This window comes from Nocardioides donggukensis (genome assembly GCF_014842875.1).
Classification (GTDB): Bacteria; Actinomycetota; Actinomycetes; order Propionibacteriales; family Nocardioidaceae; genus Nocardioides; species Nocardioides donggukensis.
This window is the reverse complement of sequence record NZ_JACYXZ010000001.1, coordinates 1,130,768-1,151,292: the sequence shown is the minus strand read 5'-3', so window position 1 is coordinate 1,151,292 and position 20,525 is coordinate 1,130,768. Positions and strand designations below refer to the sequence as shown.

General features: G+C 73.3%; 18 protein-coding genes. 9 read left to right on the top strand and 9 right to left on the bottom strand.

All coding sequences use genetic code 11. The features are described 5' to 3' along the window. Positions 1-36 precede the first annotated feature (36 nt). Positions 37-585 (top strand): GNAT family N-acetyltransferase, encoded by a 549-nt coding sequence (locus IE331_RS05655; protein WP_192141271.1) that lies wholly within the window; start codon positions 37-39, stop codon positions 583-585. A gap of 33 nt (positions 586-618) precedes the next feature. Here the strand turns inward: IE331_RS05655 and dapB are convergent, their stop codons facing one another. Beyond that, positions 619-1,377, bottom strand: coding sequence for a 4-hydroxy-tetrahydrodipicolinate reductase (dapB, locus tag IE331_RS05650; protein WP_201931143.1), 759 nt, complete (start codon positions 1,375-1,377; stop codon positions 619-621). A gap of 136 nt (positions 1,378-1,513) precedes the next feature. Here dapB and IE331_RS05645 point away from each other — a divergent pair, with 136 nt between their 5' ends. Genes IE331_RS05645 through IE331_RS05635 form a run of 3 tightly spaced genes read left to right on the top strand, consistent with a single transcriptional unit; the run spans position 1,514 to position 3,248 of the window. Further along, positions 1,514-2,029 (top strand): class I SAM-dependent methyltransferase, encoded by a 516-nt coding sequence (locus tag IE331_RS05645; protein ID WP_192141269.1) that lies wholly within the window; start codon positions 1,514-1,516, stop codon positions 2,027-2,029. A gap of 50 nt (positions 2,030-2,079) precedes the next feature. After that, positions 2,080-2,721: a helix-turn-helix domain-containing protein gene (locus tag IE331_RS05640; RefSeq protein WP_192141267.1), complete on the top strand. Its 642-nt coding sequence runs from the start codon at positions 2,080-2,082 to the stop codon at positions 2,719-2,721. After that, on the top strand, positions 2,718-3,248 hold the full coding sequence (locus IE331_RS05635) for a hypothetical protein (protein ID WP_192141265.1): 531 nt from the start codon (positions 2,718-2,720) through the stop codon (positions 3,246-3,248). Before IE331_RS05640 ends, IE331_RS05635 begins: the two co-directional genes overlap by 4 nt. Before the next feature lie 34 nt (positions 3,249-3,282). Here the strand turns inward: IE331_RS05635 and IE331_RS05630 are convergent, their stop codons facing one another. From IE331_RS05630 to IE331_RS05615, 4 genes are all read right to left on the bottom strand, one after another. After that, positions 3,283-4,626, bottom strand: a complete 1,344-nt coding sequence (locus IE331_RS05630) for a M16 family metallopeptidase (protein ID WP_318646770.1) — start codon at positions 4,624-4,626, stop codon at positions 3,283-3,285. 65 nt (positions 4,627-4,691) lie between these two features. Next, positions 4,692-6,932 carry a polyribonucleotide nucleotidyltransferase gene (locus IE331_RS05625; RefSeq protein ID WP_192141263.1) on the bottom strand — a complete coding sequence of 747 codons (2,241 nt, stop codon included), beginning with the start codon at positions 6,930-6,932 and terminating at the stop codon, positions 4,692-4,694. 278 nt (positions 6,933-7,210) lie between these two features. After that, on the bottom strand, positions 7,211-7,486 hold the full coding sequence (gene rpsO / locus IE331_RS05620; RefSeq protein WP_192141261.1) for a 30S ribosomal protein S15: 276 nt from the start codon (positions 7,484-7,486) through the stop codon (positions 7,211-7,213). Between the two features lie 194 nt (positions 7,487-7,680). Then, complete coding sequence (locus IE331_RS05615) at positions 7,681-7,938, bottom strand: DUF6458 family protein (RefSeq protein WP_192141255.1); 258 nt, start codon at positions 7,936-7,938, stop codon at positions 7,681-7,683. A 116-nt stretch (positions 7,939-8,054) separates the two neighbouring features. Here IE331_RS05615 and IE331_RS05610 point away from each other — a divergent pair, with 116 nt between their 5' ends. After that, complete coding sequence (locus tag IE331_RS05610) at positions 8,055-10,328, top strand: molybdopterin-dependent oxidoreductase (RefSeq protein WP_192141253.1); 2,274 nt, start codon at positions 8,055-8,057, stop codon at positions 10,326-10,328. A gap of 21 nt (positions 10,329-10,349) precedes the next feature. Here IE331_RS05610 and IE331_RS05605 read toward each other — a convergent pair whose 3' ends face one another. After that, the gene (locus IE331_RS05605) at positions 10,350-12,053 is read right to left on the bottom strand and encodes a phosphoenolpyruvate--protein phosphotransferase (RefSeq protein WP_192141251.1); all 1,704 of its coding nucleotides are present in this window, start codon (positions 12,051-12,053) and stop codon (positions 10,350-10,352) included. Positions 12,054-12,143: 90 nt separating this feature from the next. Here IE331_RS05605 and IE331_RS05600 point away from each other — a divergent pair, with 90 nt between their 5' ends. From IE331_RS05600 to IE331_RS05585, 4 genes are read left to right on the top strand one after another with little or no spacing between them, the layout of a single operon-like run. Beyond that, entirely contained in the window at positions 12,144-12,911 is a 768-nt protein-coding gene (locus tag IE331_RS05600) for a DeoR/GlpR family DNA-binding transcription regulator (RefSeq protein ID WP_192141249.1), read from the top strand. Next, positions 12,908-13,867: a 1-phosphofructokinase family hexose kinase gene (locus tag IE331_RS05595; RefSeq protein WP_192141247.1), complete on the top strand. Its 960-nt coding sequence runs from the start codon at positions 12,908-12,910 to the stop codon at positions 13,865-13,867. The genes IE331_RS05600 and IE331_RS05595 overlap by 4 nt, the downstream gene beginning before the upstream one ends. Then, positions 13,864-15,966 (top strand): PTS fructose transporter subunit IIABC, encoded by a 2,103-nt coding sequence (locus IE331_RS05590; RefSeq protein ID WP_192141245.1) that lies wholly within the window; start codon positions 13,864-13,866, stop codon positions 15,964-15,966. The genes IE331_RS05595 and IE331_RS05590 overlap by 4 nt, the downstream gene beginning before the upstream one ends. Before the next feature lie 46 nt (positions 15,967-16,012). Continuing rightward, positions 16,013-16,270, top strand: coding sequence for an HPr family phosphocarrier protein (locus IE331_RS05585; protein WP_192141243.1), 258 nt, complete (start codon positions 16,013-16,015; stop codon positions 16,268-16,270). 12 nt (positions 16,271-16,282) lie between these two features. On the opposite strand, the gene IE331_RS05580 is transcribed toward IE331_RS05585, so the two are convergent. The 3 genes from IE331_RS05580 to IE331_RS05570 form a co-directional block, all read right to left on the bottom strand. Then, complete coding sequence (locus IE331_RS05580) at positions 16,283-17,272, bottom strand: hypothetical protein (RefSeq protein ID WP_192141241.1); 990 nt, start codon at positions 17,270-17,272, stop codon at positions 16,283-16,285. Continuing rightward, complete coding sequence (locus IE331_RS05575; protein WP_192141768.1) at positions 17,273-18,202, bottom strand: bifunctional riboflavin kinase/FAD synthetase; 930 nt, start codon at positions 18,200-18,202, stop codon at positions 17,273-17,275. A 127-nt stretch (positions 18,203-18,329) separates the two neighbouring features. After that, positions 18,330-20,438 carry an MMPL family transporter gene (locus IE331_RS05570; protein ID WP_192141239.1) on the bottom strand — a complete coding sequence of 703 codons (2,109 nt, stop codon included), beginning with the start codon at positions 20,436-20,438 and terminating at the stop codon, positions 18,330-18,332. Between the last annotated feature and the right edge of the window lie 87 nt (positions 20,439-20,525).

The following is a 20,525-nucleotide window of genomic DNA, read 5'->3' as shown; positions in this document are numbered from 1 at the left end:
CATGTAATACCACCGGCCGGCTGCGAGGATGACCGCATGAGCTCCCCCACCGCCGACGTCTCCGTCCGCGTCGCCTGGGCCGACGACGCCCGCGGCATCGCCGGCGTGCAGGTGCGGGTCTGGCGAGAGGCGTACGCCGACCTGCTGCCGCCGGCCGCCCTGGACGTCGACCAGGTCGCCGAGGTGTGGAGCGCGGCGCTGACGACCGGCCGGGACGCCCGCAACCGGGTGCTGGTGGCACTCGAGCGGAACCGGATCGCCGGCTTCGCCGTCACCATGCCGGCCGCCGACCCCGACTGCGACCCGATCTCCGACGGCGAGGTCGCCGAGCTCGGTGTCGCACCCGAGGACCGCCGGCTCGGCCACGGATCGCGGCTGGTCCAGGCCTGCGCCGACACCCTCGTGGCGGACCGGTTCACCCGGGCGGTGACCTGGCTGAACGCCGGGGACGACGCCCTGCGCGCCTTCCTCACCGACGCCGGCTGGGCCCCCGACGGCGCGCACCGCGAGCTCGACCTGCACGGCGACGGGTCCGTGACCGTCAAGCAGGTCCGGCTGCACACCGCGCTCGGCCCGGCCGGGTAGCGGCCCGAGGCCGCGCCCTCGGTCGAGGCCTGCTCAGTCCAGGTCGAGGAACGACTCCAGGCCCACGGTCAGACCCGGGTGGTCGGCGATCGCCCGGAGTGCGGTCAGCACACCGGGGCTGAACGAGCTGCGGTCCATCGAGTCGTGCCGCACGGTCAGGGTCTCCCCCGTCCCGCCGAGCACCACCTCCTGGTGGGCGACCATCCCGCGGACCCGGAGCGCATGCACCCGCACCCCCGACACCTCGGCACCCCGGGCGCCGTCCAGCGCGGTCGAGGTGGCGTCCGGCATCGGGTCCCGCCCGGCGTCCGCGCGGGCGGCGGCGATGAGCTCCGCCGTACGCCGCGCCGTGCCGCTGGGCGCGTCGGCCTTGTCCGGGTGGTGCAGCTCGACCACCTCGACGGAGTCGTAGAACGGGGCGGCCGCCGCGGCGAAGCGCATCATGAGGATCGCGCCGATCGAGAAGTTGGGCGCGATCAGCACGCCGGTGCCGGGCGCGTTGCCCAGCCAGGTCCGCAGCTGGCCCAGCCGGTCCTCGTCGAAGCCCGTGGTGCCGACGACCGCATGGATGCCGTGGTCGAGACAGAACTCGAGGTTGTCCATGACCACGTCGGGATGGGTGAAGTCGACGACCGCCTCGGTGCCGGCGGTGAGCAGCGCCCCGATGTCGTCGTCGGCGTCGACCGCGGCCACCAGCTCCAGGTCCGGGGCCTCCTCGACCGCCCGGCAGACCTCCGCACCGACCTTGCCCAGGGCGCCGAGCACCCCCACCTTCAACCTCTGCTCGCTCACGGGGCAAACCTACTCCGGCGGGAGCCGGCCCAGGGGCAGGCGCCCGGGCAGGCACTGTGCCAGGCATGGGGGCAGCCACTGGGGCAGCCACTGGGCGGTGCTGCGCGAAAGCGCAGGGAGGTGGCAGGCTGTGCCCATGGCGGTGCAGACGATTCCGGCCCGGATCCGCTGGGCCGTCGACGTGCTCGACGTGCAGCCCGACGACCAGGTGCTGGAGATCGGGTGCGGTGCGGGCGCCGCCGCGGAGCTGATCTGCAGCCGACTCCAGTCCGGGCGCCTGCTCGCGATCGACCGGTCGGAGTCGGGGGTGGACCGCACCAAGCGCCGCTGCGCCGAGCACATCGCGGCCGGCCGGCTCACCGTGCGACACATCGACCTGGCCACGCTGCGGGTGCCGGTGAAGCGGCTCGACCGGGCCTTCGCCTTCAACGTGAACCTCTTCTGGGTGCGGGACTGCGCCGCCGAGGTGGCGCTGCTGCACGAGCGGATCTCGCCCGGCGGGGCGTGCTACCTGTTCTACGAGGCCACCCCGCCCGAGCAGGTGCCCACGGTGCTGGAGAAGGCCTCCGCGGCCCTGGTCGAGGGCGGCTTCCGGGTCTCGGTGGTCGAGAGCAAGGCACCGGCGGTCGTGGGTCTGATCGCCCGACGTTAGCCTTCTTCCTTATCTCATGCTAGTTTAGGCAAAAGCCTTATCTCAGTGGGATGAAGGTCGACGCCTGGGAGGACGCCGTGCGAGTCGTGGTGCTCACCGTGGACCAGCGGGCCAGCCGGAGCACGCCGGACCTGGTCCCCCGAGCCGTGGCCGACTACGGGTCCGGGGCCCTGCGCGGCTTCGAGCGCACCGCCGGCGACGAGATCCAGGGCGTCTTCGACGACCCGGCCGCGGTCACCGCCACCCTGCTGGAGCTGCTGCGCAGCGACGCCTGGTACGTCGGCGTCGGGATCGGGACCGTCGAGACCCCGCTCCCGCGTCAGGCCCGGGCCGGCCGCGGACCGGCCTACCTCCACGCCCGGACGGCGGTGGACGGCGCGAAGCGGACACCGGGACACGTGGCCGTCGTCGGTGACGACGACTACCGTGCCGGGCACGTGGAGACCGCCCTGCTGCTGTGGGCGGCCCTCCTGGGACGACGGACGACACGCGGATGGGAGGTCGTGGACCTGGTGGACGAGGGACTCAGCTACGACGAGACCGCCCGGCGGCTCGGGATCAGCCCGCCGGCCGTGAGCCAGCGGGCCCGGGCCGCCGGACTGGTCGAGGGCCGCCGGGCCCGGTCGCTGGTCACCGACCTGCTGGCCGAGACCCTCACCGGCCACCCGCCCGCGACCGAGGACGCCCCGTGACCGGCGCCGTCGTGGCCGGCGCCCTCGGGCTGGCGGTGCTGCTCGGCGTGCTCGGGTGGCGGCTCCCGCCGACCGGGCGGCTGGCGGTCTCGGGCGGCCTGCTCGGGCTGCTCGGCACCGCGGCGCTGGTGCTGGCCGTCTCGCCCGTCGACGGGGCCGGTGAGGTCGCGGTCGTCGTCTCCCTGGCCGGCGCTCTCGCGGTGGCCGGCGGGGGCGTGCTCACCGCCGCCGTGTTCGCGCTCGTCGACCACGGCACGGCCGCCAGCGACGGATCGATCAGCCGGGCCGGCGAGGTGCTGCGCGGCGGTGCCTGGATCGGCGGGCTGGAGCGGGCCGCGGTGTTCACCACGCTGCTGGCCGACTGGCCCGAGGGGCTGGCGGTGACCCTGGCCCTCAAGGGGCTCGGCCGCTACCCCGAGCTGCGCACCGAGACCCCCGGGGCCGCCGAGCGGTTCATCATCGGCACCTTCACCAGCGTGCTCTGGGCGGTGGCCTGCGCCGCCCTCGCCGCGCTGGCCGTCGGCTGACCCGCTCGGGCTCACTCGGGCCACTCGGGGCCACTCATTCCGGGCCGACGACCGCCAGGATCTCCGGCTGGGCGAACAGCTCGGCGGCGAGCGAGCGGACGTCGTCGAGGGTGACCGCCTCGATCCGCGCCAGCACCTCGTCGATGCCCAGCAGCTCGTCGTGGACCAGCTCGGCCTTGCCGAGCCGGGCCATCCGCGACCCGGAGTCCTCCAGGCCCAGCACCAGCCCGCCGCGCAGCTGGCCCTTGCCGCGGGCCAGCTCCTCGGCGTCGATGCCGTCCCTGGCGATCCGGGCCAGCTCGGCCCGCACCACGCCCAGCACGTCGTCGTACTTCTCGGGCAGGCAGCCGGCCGAGACGCCGACCAGGCCGGCGTCGACGTAGTGGCTGGCGAAGGAGTAGACCGAGTAGGCCAGGCCGCGTCGCTCCCTGACCTCCTGGAAGAGCCTTGACGAGGTGCCGCCGCCGAGGGCCGTGCTGAGCACGCCGAGGGCGAACCGACGCTCGTCGGTGCGGGTGAGCCCGCGGACCCCGAGCACCAGGTTGACCTGCTCCAGCGGACGGGTCGCGTGCGCCGCGCCCGCGGCCGGGCGGCGGGACCGGGTGGTGGTCGTCGGAGGCACCGGCCGCTCGTCGCCGGCCAGGAACCCGTGCCGCCCGAAGGCCTTGCGCACCCGGCGGACCACGGTGGCGTGGTCGAGGTTCCCGGCCACGGCCACCACGGTGTTCGCGGCCCGGTAGTGGCGCCGGTAGAAGCGGGCGATCTGGGTGCGGGTCAGCCGCGCGATCGAGTCCGCCGTCCCGGCGATCGGGCGGCCGAGCGGGGTGTCGCCGAACGCCTGCTCGGAGAACAGGTTGTGGACCACGTCGTCGGGGTCGTCGTCGTGCATGGCGATCTCGTCGAGGATCACGTCCCGCTCCGCCTCGACGTCGGCCGCGAGGATCCGTGAGCCGGTCACCATGTCCCCGAGGACGTCGACGGCCAGCGGCAGGTCGTGGTCGAGCACCCGCGCGTGGAAGCAGGTGTACTCCTTGGCGGTGAACGCGTTGAACTCGCCGCCGACCTCGTCGAGGGCCACGGAGATGTCCATCGCGGACCGCTCGGCGGTGCCCTTGAACAGCAGGTGCTCGAGGAAGTGCGAGCAGCCGTGCAGGCCGGGCACCTCGTCCCGGGAGCCGACCCCGACCCAGACGCCCACGCTCGCGGAGCGGACCCCGGCCATCTGCTCGGTGACCACCCGCAGGCCCCCGGGCAGCACCGTGCGGCGCACCCGGGAGACCACCTGGCCGTCGTCGTCGGTCTCGGTGAGCAGGGTGCGGGTGGAGCCCATCGGCTGGGCGTCCGCGCGCACGGAGCCGGACAGCCGGCCGGCAGTCACCTGCCGACCGGCTGCCCGAAGGCCCTGCGACCCCTCACGGGACCTGCGCGCGGACCTGGTCACGCTCAGTCGTCCGAGTCGCCCTCGGCGTCCGAGGCGCCCTCGTCGGAGCCGGCGTCGTCGACGACCGGGATCAGCGAGAGCTTGCCGCGGTCGTCGATCTCGGCGATCTCGACCTGGACCTTCTGGCCGACCGAGACGACGTCCTCGACCGCGTCGACCCGCTTGCCGCCGGCGAGGGCACGCAGCTTGCTGATGTGCAGCAGGCCGTCCTTGCCCGGCATGAGCGAGACGAACGCACCGAAGTTGGTCGTCTTGACGATCGTGCCGAGGTAGCGCTCGCCGACCTCGGGCATGGTCGGGTTCGCGATCGCGTTGACCATCGTCCGCGCCGCCTCGGCGGCCTCGCCGTTCGTGGCACCGATGTAGACGGTCCCGTCGTCCTCGATGGACAGGCTGGCGCCGGTGTCGTCCTGGATCTGGTTGATCACCTTGCCCTTGGGCCCGATGACCTCACCGATCTTGTCGACCGGCACCCGGACGGTGATGATCCGCGGCGCGTGCAGCGACATCTCCTCCGGCGCGTCGATGGCCTCGCCCATGACGTCGAGGATCGCGAGCCGCGCGTCCTTCGCCTGGGTGAGCGCCCCGGCCAGCACGTCGGCGGGGATGCCGTCGAGCTTGGTGTCCAGCTGCAGCGCGGTGACGAACTCCCGGGTGCCGGCGACCTTGAAGTCCATGTCGCCGAAGGCGTCCTCGGCGCCGAGGATGTCGGTCAGCGCGACGTACTCGGTCTTGCCGTCGACCTCACCGGTGATGAGCCCCATCGCGATGCCGGCCACGGCGGCGCGCAGCGGCACACCGGCCTGCAGCAGCGACATCGTGGAGGCGCAGACCGAGCCCATGGAGGTGGAGCCGTTCGAGCCCATCGCCTCGGAGAGCTGACGGATCGCGTAGGGGAACTCCTCGCGGGTCGGCAGCACCGGCAGCAGCGCCCGGCGGGCCAGCGCACCGTGCCCGACCTCGCGCCGCTTGGGCGAGCCCACGCGGCCGGTCTCGCCGGTGGAGAACGGCGGGAAGACGTACTTGTGCATGTAGCGGCGGGTCTTCTCCGGGGAGAGGGTGTCCAGCTTCTGCTCCAGCGTGAGCATGTTCAGCGTGCTGACCCCCAGGATCTGGGTCTCGCCGCGCTCGAACAGCGCCGAGCCGTGCACCCGCGGGATCACGCCGACCTCGGCGTGCAGGGGCCGGATGTCGGCCAGCCCGCGGCCGTCGATGCGGACCTTGTCCCGGAGCACGCGGGCCCGGACCAGCTCCTTGTTCAGCGCGCGGAACGCGGCGCCGACCTCCTTCTCGCGGCCCTCGAAGGAGGCACCGACCTGCTCGAGCAGCGAGGCCTTGATGGCGTCGAGCTTCTCCTCGCGCTCCTGCTTGTCGCCGATGGTCAGCGCTGCGGCGGTGTCGTCCTTCACGGCCGACTCGACCGCGGCGTACACGTCGTCCTCGTAGTCCAGGAAGACCGGGAACTCGCGGACCGGCTTCGCGGCCTCCTTCGCGAGCTCGGCCTGGGCGTCGCACAGCTGCTTGATGAAGGGCTTGGCGGCGTCGAGGCCGCTGGCCACGACCTCCTCGGTCGGCGCCTGGACACCCGACTGCACGAGCGTCCAGGTCTGCTCGGTGGCCTCGGCCTCGACCATCATGATCGCCACGTCACCGGACTCGGTGACCCGACCGGCCACGACCATGTCGAACACGGCCTCCTCGAGCTGGCTGTGGGTCGGGAAGGCGACCCACTGGCCGCCGATGAGGGCCACCCGGACGCCGCCGACCGGGCCGGAGAACGGCAGGCCGGACAGCTGGGTGGACAGCGACGCGGCGTTGATCGCCAGCACGTCGTAGGGGTGGTCGGGGTCCAGCGCCATCACGGTGATGACGACCTGGACCTCGTTGCGCAGCCCCTTCTTGAAGGTCGGGCGCAGCGGGCGGTCGATCAGGCGGCAGGTGAGGATCGCGTCCTCACCCGGCCGGCCCTCGCTGCGGAAGAACGAGCCGGGGATCTGGCCCGCGGCGTACATCCGCTCCTCGACGTCGATCGTCAGGGGGAAGAAGTCGAAGTGGTCCTTGGGCTGCTTGCCGGCGGTGGTCGCCGAGAGCAGCATGGTGTCGTCGTCGAGGTAGGCGGTCACCGAGCCGGCGGCCTGGCGGGCCAGCAGCCCGGTCTCGAACTTGACGGTGCGGGTGCCGTAGCTGCCGTTGTCGAGCACGGTCTCCACGGCGGAGATGATCGGTTCTGTGGTGTTGGACATGCCCTGGGCACTGTCCTTTCTGTTCGCGGAGCGGTCCCGCGCGTCCCGCCTGTCCCCCACCGTCGCGGTGGAGGGGCCGGTCTTCGATCGAGGCTCGCAGGCCGCAGAGGCTTCCTGAGGGCCACTACCGAGGACCGGGCCGGACTTCGCGGGGCGCTCCTTGGTGGTGTGTCCTGTCTTGACTTGTCCCCGGCGAGCCGGGGGGACGTGTCCGACCCTAGCGCCGGACCCGGATGTAGCAGGAGCGGCCACCCCGACGGGGTGACCGCTCCATCACGTCATCGACGCAGGCCGAGCCGCTCCACGATCGAGCGGTAGCGCGCGATCTCGGTCTTCTGCAGGTAGTTCAGCAGGCGGCGGCGCTGGCCGACGAGCAGCAGCAGGCCACGACGGCTGTGGTGGTCGTGCTTGTGCGCCTTGAGGTGTTCGGTGAGGTGGCTGATGCGGTGGCTCAGCAGCGCGATCTGCACCTCGGGCGAGCCGGTGTCACCCTCGGATGCGCCGTACTCAGCGATGATCTTCTTCTTGGTCTCCGCGTCGGTACCGATCGACATGCGGGGCTCCTTCCGGTTCTTGTCCGTTGCGCGGCGCGCCGGGGCCTGTTCACCCGGGCACTCTGGATCCGCGGCCGTTGCACGGCAGGGTGGTGCTGTGAGTGCTGTCCGCACGCGGACAACCGTAGGAGACTACCAACCGGCCGGGCTCCCCCGCGAATCGAGACGCGAGGGGGCCCGGCCGGTCCCGGTGCTCACACCGCCGGCGGCGGGTCCGACTCGTTGCGCTGCTCGGTGACCGTCTGCCGGCCGTCCGCGTGGGTGGTCCGGGTGACGTTGCTGGCGCTGCGGCCCCGGTTCGCCTGGAACGCCGTCAGCGCGACGATCAGGATGCCGGCCAGCACGAGGATGTAGCCCACCATCGTGAGGTCGACGCCCTCGATCACGTCGGAGACGGCGAAGGCCAGGATCAGGCCGAGGGCCATGAGGAAGACCCCGAGTCCGTATCCCATGCGTGTGTTCCCTTCTGCAGGCTCGCCCGCGTGGCGCGGGCGATCGGACCCCGACCGTAACCCCGGATCCGGCCACCCGTCTCCCGCCTCGCCGCGACTGCGGGCATGATGCGGGCATGAGGACCCCCGCGCCGCTCCCCACGATCGCCGACCGTGCCGCCCGGGTCACCGCCCTCGGCGCACGACTGGGCTCACGACTGGGCTCGCGACTGGGCTCACAGCTGGGCTCCCGCGTGGGCGACCTCGCCTCCGGCGGACCGGTCCCGCCCGGGTTCACCGGCACCCGCCTGGGCGTGTGCAACCTCTGCGAGGCGATCTGCGGCCTGCGGCTGACGATCGAGGACGGCGAGGTGACCGGGGTGCGGGGCAACCCCGACGACCCGCTGTCCCGGGGCCACATCTGCCCCAAGGGGGTGGCGATCGCCGACCTGCACACCGACCCCGACCGGCTCCGGGCCCCGGTGCGCCGGGTGGTCGGCGAGGACGGCGAGCCGCAGTGGCAGGAGATCGGCTGGGACGAGGCCCTGGACCTGGTCGCCGACCGGGTCGCGGCCAGCATCGACGAGCACGGCGGGAACAGCGTCGGGGTCTACCTCGGCAACCCCAACGTGCACAGCCTCGGCTCGATGACGCACGGCACCGCGATGGTCTCCACCCTGCGCACCCGCAACATCTGGAGCGCCACGAGCGTCGACCAGCTGCCGCACCAGCTGGTCGCCCACCTGCTCTACGGACACCAGCTGCTGATCCCGATCCCGGACCTGGACCGGACGTCGTACTTCCTGGTGGTCGGCGGCAACCCGATGGCCTCGAACGGATCGCTGATGACGGTCCCCGACTTCCCGGGCCGGCTGCGTGAGCTGAAGGCGCGCGGCGGCCGGATGACGGTCCTCGACCCGCGGCGCACCGAGACCGCACGGGTCGCCGACGAGCACCACTTCGTGCGCCCCGGCTCGGACGCGTTCGTCCTGCTGGCCATGGTGCGCCTGCTGCTCGCGGAGGGCCTGACCGCCGTGCCGGCCTACGTCGACGGGCTGGAGACGGTGCGCTCGGCGGTGGCACCGTTCACCACCGAGCGGGCCGAGGCGATGAGCGGCATCCCGGCCGCGGACATCGAGCGGATCGCCCGGGAGTACGCCGCCGCCGACGGCGCCGTGGCCTACGGCCGGCTCGGCGTCTCCACCCAGGAGTTCGGCACCGTCTGCCAGTGGGCGGTGCAGCTGCTCAACATCCTCTCGGGCAACCTCGACCGGGTCGGGGGTGCGATGTTCACCAGCCCGGCGATCGACATCGTCGGCCGCGGCCTGGTCGGCCGGGGGCACCACGACCTGTGGCGCAGCCGGGTCCGCGGGCTGCCGGAGTTCGCCGGCGAGCTGCCCGCGTCAGTGATGCGCGAGGAGATGGAGACCCCGGGCGAGGGGCAGGTCCGGACCCTGCTCACCCTGGCCGGCAACCCCGTCCTGTCCACCCCGGACGGGGCCGGGCTGGCCCGGACCCTGGAGGGCCTGGACTTCTACGCGGCCGTCGACATCTACCTCAACGAGACCACCCGGCACGCGGACGTCGTCCTGCCGCCGGCCACGGCGCTGGAGCGGGACCACTACGACCTGGTCTTCCAGGCGCTCGCGGTGCGCAACACCGCGCGGTTCACCCCCGCGGTCTTCGCCAAGCCGGCCGACCAGCTGCACGACTGGGAGATCTACCGCGAGATCGCCAGCCGGACGGCGGCGCGGGTGAGTCGGCGCCGGCCGTGGAAGAAGGCCCTGGTCTCACGGCTGCGGCTCGGCACCCCACCGACCGTGCTGATCGGCGCCCTCTTGAGGGCCGGGCGGTCCGGACCGTCCCTGCGTCAGCTGCGCCGGCAGCCGCAGGGCGTCGACCTCGGCCCGCTGCGGGCGGGTCTGATGCCCGGGCGGCTGCAGACCGGCGACGGGCGGATCGACCTCGCTCCGGCGCTGGTCCTGGCCGACCTCGACCGGCTGGCCGCGGCGCCGCCGCCGGAGCCCGGGCAGCTCCTGCTCATCGGGCGCCGTCACCAGCGCGACTGCAACTCCTGGCTGCACAACACCGAGCGGCTCACGCGCGGCCGGGCGCGGCACCACCTGTTCATGCACCCAGACGACCTCGCCCAGCGCGGGCTCGACGACGGCGGCACCGTCACCGTGGCCAGCCGGGTCGGCCAGGTGCGGGTCGAGGTGCAGGCCACCGAGGACGTCATGCGCGGCGTGGTGAGCCTCCCGCACGGCTACGGGCACCAGCGCGACGGCGTCCGGCTGACCCGGGCGAGCCGGGTCGAGGGTGTCTCCGTCAACGACCTGACCGATCCCCAGCTGCTGGACGCCGCCAGCGGCAACGCCGCCCTGAACGGGGTGCCGGTCACCGTCTCCTGACCCGGCCCGCAGCGCCGGCGGTCAGCCGGCGTCGCGACCGCGGTCCAGCACCTCGCGCACGGCGGTGCGGGCGGCCATCGGGTCCCGCGAGTCCAAGGCCGCCCGGGCCGCCTCGCGGCAGGTCTCCAGGCTCACCCCGCCGAGGGCCACCCCGACCGGGCGAACCGCAGCCCCGGCCATCGAGAGCGACGTCACCCCCATGCCGACCATGGCGCAGGCCAGCATCGGGTCGGCCGCGGACTCACCGCAGACGCCGACGGGCTTGCCCGCCGCCTGGCCCGCGGCGGCCGTCTGCGACACCAGCTGGAGCACGGCCGGCTGCCAGGCGTCGGTGAGGTGGGTCAGGTCGGTGGCCATCCGGTCCGCCGCCATCGTGTACTGCGTCAGGTCGTTGGTGCCCAGCGAGAGGAAGTCGACCACCTCGAGCATCCGGTCGGCGATCAGCGCGGCGCTCGGGATCTCGATCATGATCCCGGCCCGCAGGCCGTGCGCACGCACCCGGCCGGCGAAGTCCTCGGCCTCGGCCACGGTGGCCACCATGGGGGCCATGATCCAGGTCTCGGTGCCGGTCTCCTCCGCGGCCTGCGCGATCGCCGCGACCTGACGGTCCAGCAGCCCGGGGTTGTCGAAGGAGAGCCGCAGCCCGCGGACGCCGAGGGCGGGGTTCTCCTCGCCCTCGTGGGTGGCGAACGCGATCGGCTTGTCCGAGCCCGCGTCGAGGGTCCGGACCACGACCGGTCCGCGCCCGGAGAAGGCGTTGAGCACCTCGGCGTACACCGCCGCCTGCTCGTCCACCGTGGGCTCCTCGGAGCGGTCGAGGAAGCAGAGCTCGGTGCGGAAGAGGCCCACCCCGTCGACGGGGGCGCCCGCCGCGTCGCGTGCCGAGGAGCCGTCGGCGACGTTCGCGAGCAGCTTGACCGGCACGCCGTCCGCCGTGGCGGCAGGGCCGGACCAGGCGCCGACGACGGCCCGGTCGGCGAGGTCCCGCTCGACCCGAGCCTGGGCCTGCTCGGGGTCGGGGTCGACCTCGATCGTCCCGGTGGAGCCGTCCACCAGGAGCAGCGCGCCGGCGGCGACCTCGAGCGCGCCTCCGACCCCGACCACGCAGGGGATCCCGAACTGCCGGGCGATGATCGCGGTGTGGCTGGTCGCGCCGCCGCGCTCGGTGACCAGCGCGACGACGCGCTGGGGGTCGAGGCCGGCGGTGTCCGCGGGCGCCAGGTCGGCGGCGACCAGGACCGAGGGCACCTCGGGCACCGGCACGCCGGGCTCCGGCTCGCCGACCAGTCGGGCGGTCAGGCGACGCCCGATGTCCTCGAGGTCGGTGACCCGCTCGGCCATGAGCCCGCCCATCTGGGTGAACACCCCGGAGAACTGCTCGACCGCGCCGTCCAGCGCCCCGAGCAGCGGATCGCCCGCGCGGAGTCGGGTCCGGACCGCACCGCGCAGGCCCTTGTCCCGGGCCAGGCCGGCGCTGGCGGTCAGCACCTCGGCCGCGGCACCGGAGGCCCGCTCGGCACGGCGGGCAAACCCGTCCGCGACGGCGGTGACGGCGTCGTCGTACGCCGCGAGGGCGGCCTCGGCGTCGTCGAAGTCACCCGTGCCGAAGCGAGCCAGCGCCTCGGGGGAGATCTCGCCGCGGACGAGGAGTGCGGGGGCACAGGCGAGGCCGGGAACGACCGGGGTGCCCTGGAGAACGGTGCTGGCCTGCTCGGAAGTGGTCATGGTCACAACTGTGCACCGGGAGATGCTTGACAGTCAACACATTCGGGCGTAAAACAACATAAGCACAGAAAATCGGAACGAGGAGGTCGGATGTACGCCGAGGAGCGGCAAGAGGCGATGGCCCACCACGTGGGCCGGATCGGCCGGGTGTCGGTGGCCGATCTCGCCGAAGCCTACGAGGTGACCACCGAGACGGTGCGCCGTGACCTGACGGTGCTCGAGCGGGCGGGCCTCCTGCGCCGGGTGCACGGGGGCGCGGTGCCCGCGGACTCGCTGCCGGTGACCGAGGCGGCGCTGGCCGAGCGGGACCTGGCCCACACCAAGGAGAAGGACCGGATCGCGCGGACCGCGGTCGCCCTGGTGCCGCCCGGGGACGCGACGATGCTCCTCGACGCCGGCAGCACGACGCACCGCCTGGCCGGCCTGCTCCCCCGCGACCGACGGATCACCGTGCTCACCCATGCCGTGCCGGTCGCCAGCCGGCTGGCCGGACAGGCCAACGTGGAGCTGCACCTGCTCCCCGGCCGGGTCCGCTCCACCACCCAGGCCGCCGTCGGCGAGGACACCGTGGCCGCGCTCGGCCGGCTCCGGGTGGACCTCGCGTTCGTGGGCACCAACGGCATCACCGCCGACCACGGCTTCTCGACCCCCGACCCGGCCGAGGCAGCCGTCAAGCGGGCGCTCATCGCGGCCGCCCGACGGGTGGTCGTGCTCACCGACGCGAGCAAGTTCGGCGCCGAGCGCACGGTCAGCTTCGCCCGGCTCTCCGACGTGGACGTGGTGGTCACCGACCCCGGGATCCGCGACGAGGACCGACGGGTCCTGGACGAGGCCGGAGTGGAGGTCGTGGTCGCATGATCGTCACGCTGACCCCCAACCCGAGCATCGACACCACCGTCGCCCTGGACGGCCCCTTGGACCGCGGTGCCGTGCAGCGCACCCGCGAGCTCAGCTCCCAGGCCGGTGGCAAGGGCGTCAACATCTCGCGGGCCGCGCAGTCCGCGGGGCTGCCCACCACCGCGGTCTTCCCGGCCGACCCCGACGACCCCTTCGTGCACGACCTGCACGCGGCCGGGCTGCCCTGCCGACCCGAGCCGGTGCACGGTCACGTGCGGGTCAACCTCACGATCACCGAGCCGGACGGCACCACGACCAAGCTCAACAGCCCCGGCAACGTGGCCGACGCCGACCTGCTCGCCCGGCTGGAGTCCGCGCTCCTCCACGAGGCGGGGACCGGCGACTGGGTGGTCCTCGCCGGGTCGCTGCCGCCCGGGGCGCCCGACGACTGGTACGCCCGGCTGGTCTCGGCGCTGCGGGGCACCACCGCCCGGGTGGCGGTCGACACCAGCGAGGAGCCGCTCAAGGCCCTGGCCGCCGCCCTGCCGGGGATCGCGCCCGACCTGCTCAAGCCCAACGCCGAGGAGCTGGCCAGCCTGACCGGTCACCTCGCGGACGAGCTCGAGGCGGACCCGGCCGCGACCGCGCGGGCCGCGACCCAGCTGGTCGGGCGCGGGGTGGGGGCGGTGCTGGCCACCCTGGGCTCCGAGGGCGCCGTGCTGGCCACGGCCGAGGGCGCCTGGCACGCGGTCCCACCGCCGACCACGGTGCTGAGCACCGTCGGTGCCGGCGACTCCAGCCTGTTCGGCTACCTGTGGGGCGAGTCCCAGGGCCTCCCCCCGGCCGGACGGCTGCGGTACGCCGTCGCCTACGGCAGCGCCGCGGCCGCACTGCCCGGCACCACGATTCCCGAGCCGGGGCACCTCCGCCCCGACCTCGTCACGGTTCATCAACTCAGCACAGGAGCCAGCACATGACCGAGATGATCACCGCGGACCTAGTCCGCCTCGACGTGGAGCTCGGTTCCACGAAGGAGGAGGTGATCCGGGCCCTCGCCGACGTCGTCGCCACCGCCGGGCGCACCTCCGATGCGGACACGCTCGTCGTCGACGCCCTGGCCCGAGAGTCCACCTCCGCCACCGGCCTCCCAGGGGGCATCGCGATCCCGCACTGCCGGACCGAGGCGGTGCAGGAGCCCACCCTGGTCTTCGCCCGGCTCGCGCCTCCTGTCGACTTCGGCGCCAAGGACGGCCCGGCCGACCTGGCCTTCCTGATCGCCGCCCCCGCGGGGGGCGACGCCACCCACCTGCAGGTCCTGACCAAGCTGGCTCGGGCTCTGGTGAAGTCGGAGTTCACCCAGGCCCTGCGCGGTGCCGAGAGCGCCGACCGGGTCGTCGAGCTCGTCAGCGCCGTGGTCTCCCCGCAGGGAGCCGCGGCCCCCGCCCCGACGCCCGCCCCGACACCGGCCCCGTCAACGGAACCGACACCGGCCACGGCCGGCGCCCACGCCGGCGCCCAGCCCGGCGCGGGGACGCACGCGGCCACGGCACCGGCCCCCGACGCCCGCCCCAGCCTGGTGGCGGTCACCGCCTGCCCGACCGGCATCGCCCACACCTACATGGCCGCCGAGGCCCTCGAGGCCGCTGCCGAACGCGCCGGAGTCGACATCCACGTGGAGACCCAGGGATCGGCCGGGTCGACCCCGCTGGCCCGCGAGGTGATCGCGGCCGCGTCGGCGGTGATCTTCGCCGTCGACGTGGGGGTCCGGGACCGCAGCCGCTTCGCCGGCAAGCCGGTGGTCAGCTCGGGTGTCAAGCGCCCGATCGACGACGGCGACGCCATGATCGCCGAGGCGCTGCGCTACGCGGGCGACCCCGGTGCACCACGTGTCGAGGGCGACGCCTCCGCCGCCGGCGCCGACGGGCACGGTGCCGAGGAGACCTGGGGCGGCCGGATCCGCCGAGTGCTGATGACCGGCGTGTCCTACATGATCCCGTTCGTCGCCGCCGGCGGCCTGCTGATCGCGCTCGGCTTCCTCTTCGGCGGCTACGAGATCGTCAACCACCCGGAGGTCGCCACCGACAACACGCTGTTCAACCTGCCCGACCCGGCCGCCCTCGAGCTCGACCACGCGCTCTTCGGAAGCGGGTTCTTCGCCTACCTCGGCGGCCTGCTGTTCGTCCTCGGCGGGGCGGCGTTCGGCTTCCTGGTCCCGGCACTGGCCGGTTACATCGCCTACGCGATCGCCGACCGTCCCGGCATCGCCCCCGGCTTCGTCATGGGTGCGATCGCCAACACACTCGGAACCGGCTTCATCGGCGGCATCATCGGCGGTGTGCTGGCCGGTGTGGTCGCCCACTGGATCGCCTCCCGCCCCGTGCCGCACTGGGCCCGTGGCCTGATGCCGGTGCTGGTGATCCCGCTCGGCGCGACCCTGGTGAGCGGACTCGTCATGGTCGTCCTCCTCGGTCGGCCCCTCATCAAGGCCACCCAGGCCCTGACCGACGGCCTCACCAGCCTCGGTGACCGTCCCGGGCTGGCCATCCTGCTCGGTGTCGTCCTGGGGCTGATGATGGCCTTCGACATGGGCGGTCCGCTGAACAAGACCGCCTACGCGTTCGCCACCGCCGGCCTCGGCGCCGCCGCCACCGCCACCGACGCACCCGAGCTGAAGGTGATGGCCGCGGTCATGCTGGCCGGGATGGTGCCGCCGCTGGCGCTCGCCCTGGCGACGGTCGTCCGGCCGCGGCTGTTCACCGTGCCGGAGCGCGAGAACGGCAAGGCGGCCTGGCTGATGGGCGCCTCGTTCATCACCGAGGGCGCGATCCCGTTCGCCGCGGCCGACCCGCTGCGGGTCATCCCCTCGATCATGGCCGGCAGCGCCGTCACGGGCGGTCTGGCCATGGCGTTCGACGTGACCCTGCGAGCCCCGCACGGCGGCATCTTCGTGCTGTTCGCGGTGGGCAACATCATTGGCTTCCTCATCGCGCTGATCGCGGGCATGCTCGTGGCAGCGGCCGCTGTCATCGGCCTGAAGTCCCTGAGCAACACCGACACCGACCTGGTCACCGTCTGATCCGGTCGTTCGTCACCGGCACCAGTCACCCCACGAAGGAGAACCCATGCCCACCAAGTCCGTCGTCGTCGGCTCCGCCGTCGGCCTGCACGCCCGTCCCGCCGCGATCATCTCCGACGCCGCCGAGGAGCTCGGTGCCGAGGTCACGATCGGCCTCCCCGGAGAGGAGGGCGTCGACGCCGGCTCGGCGTTGATGATCATGACGCTGGGCGCCGGCAAGGGCGCCGTCGTCGAGGTCTCCGGCGACGACCAGGCGGCGGTGGACCGGATCGCCGAGCTGGTCGAGCAGGACCTCGACGCCTGAGCCGGGCCCGGGTCAGTCCTGCTTGAGCAGTCGGTAGGCGGCCCGGGCACTGACGGCCCGTTCCAGCTCACGCACGATCGTGGTGAAGAACTGCTTGCGGTACAGCTCGTCGGTGACGGCGTACACCGTGAAGTAGAGGCCCGAGAAGGCGGCCAGGAAGACCGAGACCTGCACCAGTTCTCGGCTCAACCTGGCCGTCTGCGCGCTCAGGACCGGGTCCGGCGGGTGGCCGACCCAGCTCTGCACCACGCTGGGGTCCATGGCGAGCACGCCGAAGACCAGGAAGAACACGAACACCGAGACGCTGAGCAGCAGCACCTGCACGGCCTGGGTGATCAGCAGCACCAGCACCAGGTTGACCTTCTGCAGGCCGCCCAGCCTGGTCTCGAGCCGGCGGTCGACGGCGTCCTCGGCCAGCAGCGCCTCGGCCACCGGCCCGAGCGGGGTCCCACGGGCCCCGGCGACGACCCGGCTCGGGTCGAGCTCGCGGTCGAACACCTCGAGCTCCTCGGGCAGTCGGACCATGAGGAAGCCGACCGCGATGCCGCTGAACATCAGCACGGTCAGCCACATCACCGAGCCGTCCAGCGTCGCCGAGACCTGCCACACCTCGGCGTTGATGAACAGGAACGTGATGAACAGCAGCAGCAGCGGCAGGGCCCGGGTCACCAGCGGGAACAGCAGCCCCAGCGAGCCGAGCGTCCGGCGCGCGGCCCAGCGCGCGATCGCCCACGCCCGCAGCGTGGTCAGCGCGTAGAGCGCCAGCCCGACGATCAGCACCTGGCTGGCCACGGTCAGTCCGGTGCCCACATCGCGCTGCCACCAGCCGACCGCCGCGCCGGCCGCGGCTCCGGTGACCGCCGCGAGCAGCACCACCAACACCAGGCGCTGCCGGCCCAGCCCTCGGCGTACGTCGTCCCGGACGTCGTCGACGAACCACGGCAGCCCGTGCGAGACGAACCACCTCTCGGCCTCGGCGGCGGTGGCGTCGCGGGTCGCCACTCAGACCTCCAGCACGGCGCGGGCCCGGGCGACGTCGTCGGCCATCGTGGCCACCAGTGCCTCGACGCCGTCGAAGCGGACCATGCCGCGCAGCCGCTCGACGAAGGAGACCTCGACCTCCACGCCGTACAGCTCGAGGTCGGAGGCGTCCAGGACGTAGGCCTCGACCCGCCGGTCCCGCTCGCCGTCGAAGGTGGGGTTGGTCCCGACGCTGATGGCGGCCGGGAGGGACTCCCCCGTGTCCGCCCGCCGCAGCCAGCCGGCGTACACGCCGTCGGCGGGGGTGGCCAGGGGGCCGACCGGGACGTTGGCGGTCGGGTAGCCCAGCTCGCGGCCGCGCCGCTCGCCGCGGACCACGACGCCGGTCACGGAGAAGGGACGGCCGAGCGCCTCGGCGGCCCCCGACACGTCACCGGCGGCCAGGCAGGTGCGGACGTAGGTGGAGGACCACACCTGCGGCCCGCCGTCGAGGGCCACCCCCTCGACGGTGAAGTCGCGGGTGGCCCCGGCCTCGACGAGGAAGGCCACGTCGCCGGCCGCCCGGTGGCCGAACCGGAAGTTGGCGCCGACCACCACGGCCCGCGCCCGCAGCGCCCCGACCAGCACCCGGTCCACGAACTCCTCCGGTGACCAGCCCGCGACGTCGCGGTCGAACGGCAGGGCGAACACCGCGTCGACGCCGCTCGCGGCCAGCAGCCGGGCCCGGCCCTCGACGGTGGTGAGTGCCTGGGGCGCGTGCTCGGGGCGCAGGACCGCGATCGGGTGCGGGTCGAAGGTGACTGCGACGACCTGCTCGGCGCCGACCTCGTCGGCCGCCTCCCGGGCCCGACGCACCACGTGCTGGTGGCCCAGGTGCACGCCGTCGAAGTTGCCGACCGTCACGACCGTCCGCCCCAGGTCCCCCGGGATCTCCTCGAAGCTCCGCCACATGCGCACGCCCCGTAGCGTGCCACAGCCCCACCCCCGCGACGCTCCACCCCGCCCCCTCCCGATACTCCACGAGGATCGAGTCGTCCAGGAGGGTGATCGGCGACTCGATCTTCGTGGAGTATCGGGGTCAGGCGGTGGTGGGGGTGGGGGTGAGCTCGGGCTCCGGGGTCGGACCGACCGTGTGGTCGCCGCGGTCGAGGCTGCTCGGCCACCAGATCCGCGGGCCCAGGTCGAGGTTCAGCGCGGTGACCAGGATCGACCGGACGACCATGGTGTCGAGCATGACCCCGAGGGCCACCGCGACCCCGAGCTCGACCAGGAAGACCACCGGGATCGTGCTGAGCACCAGGAAGGTGGCCGCCAGCACCAGGCCCGCGGAGGTGATCACCCCGCCGGTCGAGGTCAGCGCCACCAGCGCCCCCTGCCTGGTGCCCCGGTGCAGGGTCTCCTCGCGCACCCGGGTCATGAGGAAGATGTTGTAGTCGATCCCCAGCGCCACCAGGAACACGAAGGCGAACAGCGGGAATGCCGGATCGGACCCGGCGAAGCCGAAGACGTACTCGAACAGCAGCGCCGAGATGCCCAGGGCGGCACCGAAGGAGAGCACGACCGTGCCCAGGAGCAGCAGCGGCGCGGTGAACGCCCGCAGCAGCCCGACCAGGATCAGGAACACCACGAGCAGCACGATCGGGATGATCACGACGTTGTCCCGGTTGGCGGCCTTCTGGGTGTCGAGGTAGACCGCCGACCAGCCGCCCACCAGCGCCTCCGCGCCCGCGACCCCGCTCACGCTGTCGCGGACCCGCTCCACGGTGTCGAACGTGCTCTGCGCCGCGGCGTCCCCGTCGATCGGCGCCTGGATGAAGGCGACATCCGAGGCCACCATCGGCGGGCTCGGCTCCCCGACCCCCTCCAGCCCGGTCATCGCCTGCCGCACCTGCTCGGCGCGGTCGGCGTTCGCGACGACCTGGACGGTGTTCGACTGGTCGACCAGGCCGTGCTCGGCCAGCACCCGCTGACCGACGATCGAGTCGAACTCCTTGGTGTAGCTGTCCTCCGTGGACAGGCCGGACGCGTCGAGCCGGAACAGCCCGAGGCAGGCGAGCGCCAGGACGGCCGTGGTGCCCACCCAGACCGACCGGGGGCGTTTGGAGATGCCGCGGCCCACCCTGGCCCACGGGCCGTTCCGGCTGGGCTCCGGCGACCGGTACGACGGCCGCTTGGGCCAGAACACCCAGCGGCCGGCGATCACCAGCAGCGCCGGCAGCAGCGTGATCATCACCAGGAGGGTGACGCCCACGCCGATCGCGGCCACCGGGCCGAGCCCGGCGGTGGAGTTCATCTCCGCGAACATCAGGCACAGGAGCCCGAGCATCACGGTCGCCGCACTGGCCACGATGGCGGGGGCGGCGCGGTGCAGGGCGAACGCCATCGCCTCGTGCCGGTCCTCGTGCCGCCGCAGCTCCTCGCGGTACCTCGCCACCAGCAGCAGGGCGTAGTCGGTGCCGGCCCCGATCACCAGGATCGTGAGGATCGCCTGGCTCTGGCCGTTCACCGTGAGGTCGGCGTACCGGGCGAGCAGGTAGACCAGGGCCTGCGCGGTGAACAGCGAGATGCCGGCGCAGAAGATCGGCAGGATCCACAGCACGGGGCTCCGGTAGGTGAGCAGGAGGATCACCACGACGACGCTGAGGGTGGCGACGAGCAGGGTGCCGTCGATCCCCTCGAAGGCCTCCGCGGCGTCCGCCGCCTGCCCTCCGGCGCCGGCGATGTGCACGGCGAGGCCGTCGCCGCCGGGCGCGATCTCCCGCAGCTCGTCGGCCACGGCGGGCATGGCACTCCAGCCGTCCGAGCCGAAGTTGAAGGAGATCAGCGTCTGCATCGCCTCGCCGTCCTCGGACGGCATCGGGCCCAGCACCTCACCCTCGACCCCGTCGAGCTCCTGGAACTCCGCGACCTGGGCGGCCGCCTCAGCGCGGTCGGCCTCGGTCAGCCCGGAGTCGCGCTCGTAGACCACGAGCGTCGGGATGACATCCGGGTCCTGGAAGGGCGCCAGCTTCTCGAGGGCACGCGTCGACTCGGCGCTGGCGGGGAGCCAGGACGACGCCTCGTTGTTCTGGACCTCGGTCAGCTTCTGGGCGAAGCCCGCGGAGCCGACCGCGAGCAGGACCCAGAACGCGAGGACGACCCACTTGGTGACGGGGCCGGTCAGTCGGCCGGCGATCTGACGGTGCATGGTCCTCAGCCTCTCGCCTCGCTGCGGTGGCGCGCATCAGGATTATCCCCCCGACGACCCTGACCCGCACCTGGGCAGACCGGGGCC

Excerpts from the sequence above, each read along its gene's own strand:
- IE331_RS05610 (WP_192141253.1), top strand. The coding sequence starts at position 8,055 with ATGAGGACCCCCGCGCCGCTCCCCACGATCGCCGACCGTGCCGCCCGG.
- IE331_RS05595 (WP_192141247.1), top strand. The coding sequence starts at position 12,908 with ATGATCGTCACGCTGACCCCCAACCCGAGCATCGACACCACCGTCGCC.
- IE331_RS05585 (WP_192141243.1), top strand. The coding sequence starts at position 16,013 with ATGCCCACCAAGTCCGTCGTCGTCGGCTCCGCCGTCGGCCTGCACGCC.
- rpsO (WP_192141261.1), bottom strand. The coding sequence starts at position 7,486 with ATGTCGATCGGTACCGACGCGGAGACCAAGAAGAAGATCATCGCTGAG.
- IE331_RS05570 (WP_192141239.1), bottom strand. The coding sequence starts at position 20,438 with ATGCACCGTCAGATCGCCGGCCGACTGACCGGCCCCGTCACCAAGTGG.
- IE331_RS05625 (WP_192141263.1), bottom strand. The coding sequence starts at position 6,932 with ATGTCCAACACCACAGAACCGATCATCTCCGCCGTGGAGACCGTGCTC.
- IE331_RS05605 (WP_192141251.1), bottom strand. The coding sequence starts at position 12,053 with ATGACCACTTCCGAGCAGGCCAGCACCGTTCTCCAGGGCACCCCGGTC.
- IE331_RS05615 (WP_192141255.1), bottom strand. The coding sequence starts at position 7,938 with ATGGGATACGGACTCGGGGTCTTCCTCATGGCCCTCGGCCTGATCCTG.
- IE331_RS05600 (WP_192141249.1), top strand. The coding sequence starts at position 12,144 with ATGTACGCCGAGGAGCGGCAAGAGGCGATGGCCCACCACGTGGGCCGG.
- IE331_RS05645 (WP_192141269.1), top strand. The coding sequence starts at position 1,514 with ATGGCGGTGCAGACGATTCCGGCCCGGATCCGCTGGGCCGTCGACGTG.
- IE331_RS05655 (WP_192141271.1), top strand. The coding sequence starts at position 37 with ATGAGCTCCCCCACCGCCGACGTCTCCGTCCGCGTCGCCTGGGCCGAC.
- IE331_RS05575 (WP_192141768.1), bottom strand. The coding sequence starts at position 18,202 with ATGTGGCGGAGCTTCGAGGAGATCCCGGGGGACCTGGGGCGGACGGTC.
- IE331_RS05590 (WP_192141245.1), top strand. The coding sequence starts at position 13,864 with ATGACCGAGATGATCACCGCGGACCTAGTCCGCCTCGACGTGGAGCTC.
- IE331_RS05640 (WP_192141267.1), top strand. The coding sequence starts at position 2,080 with ATGAAGGTCGACGCCTGGGAGGACGCCGTGCGAGTCGTGGTGCTCACC.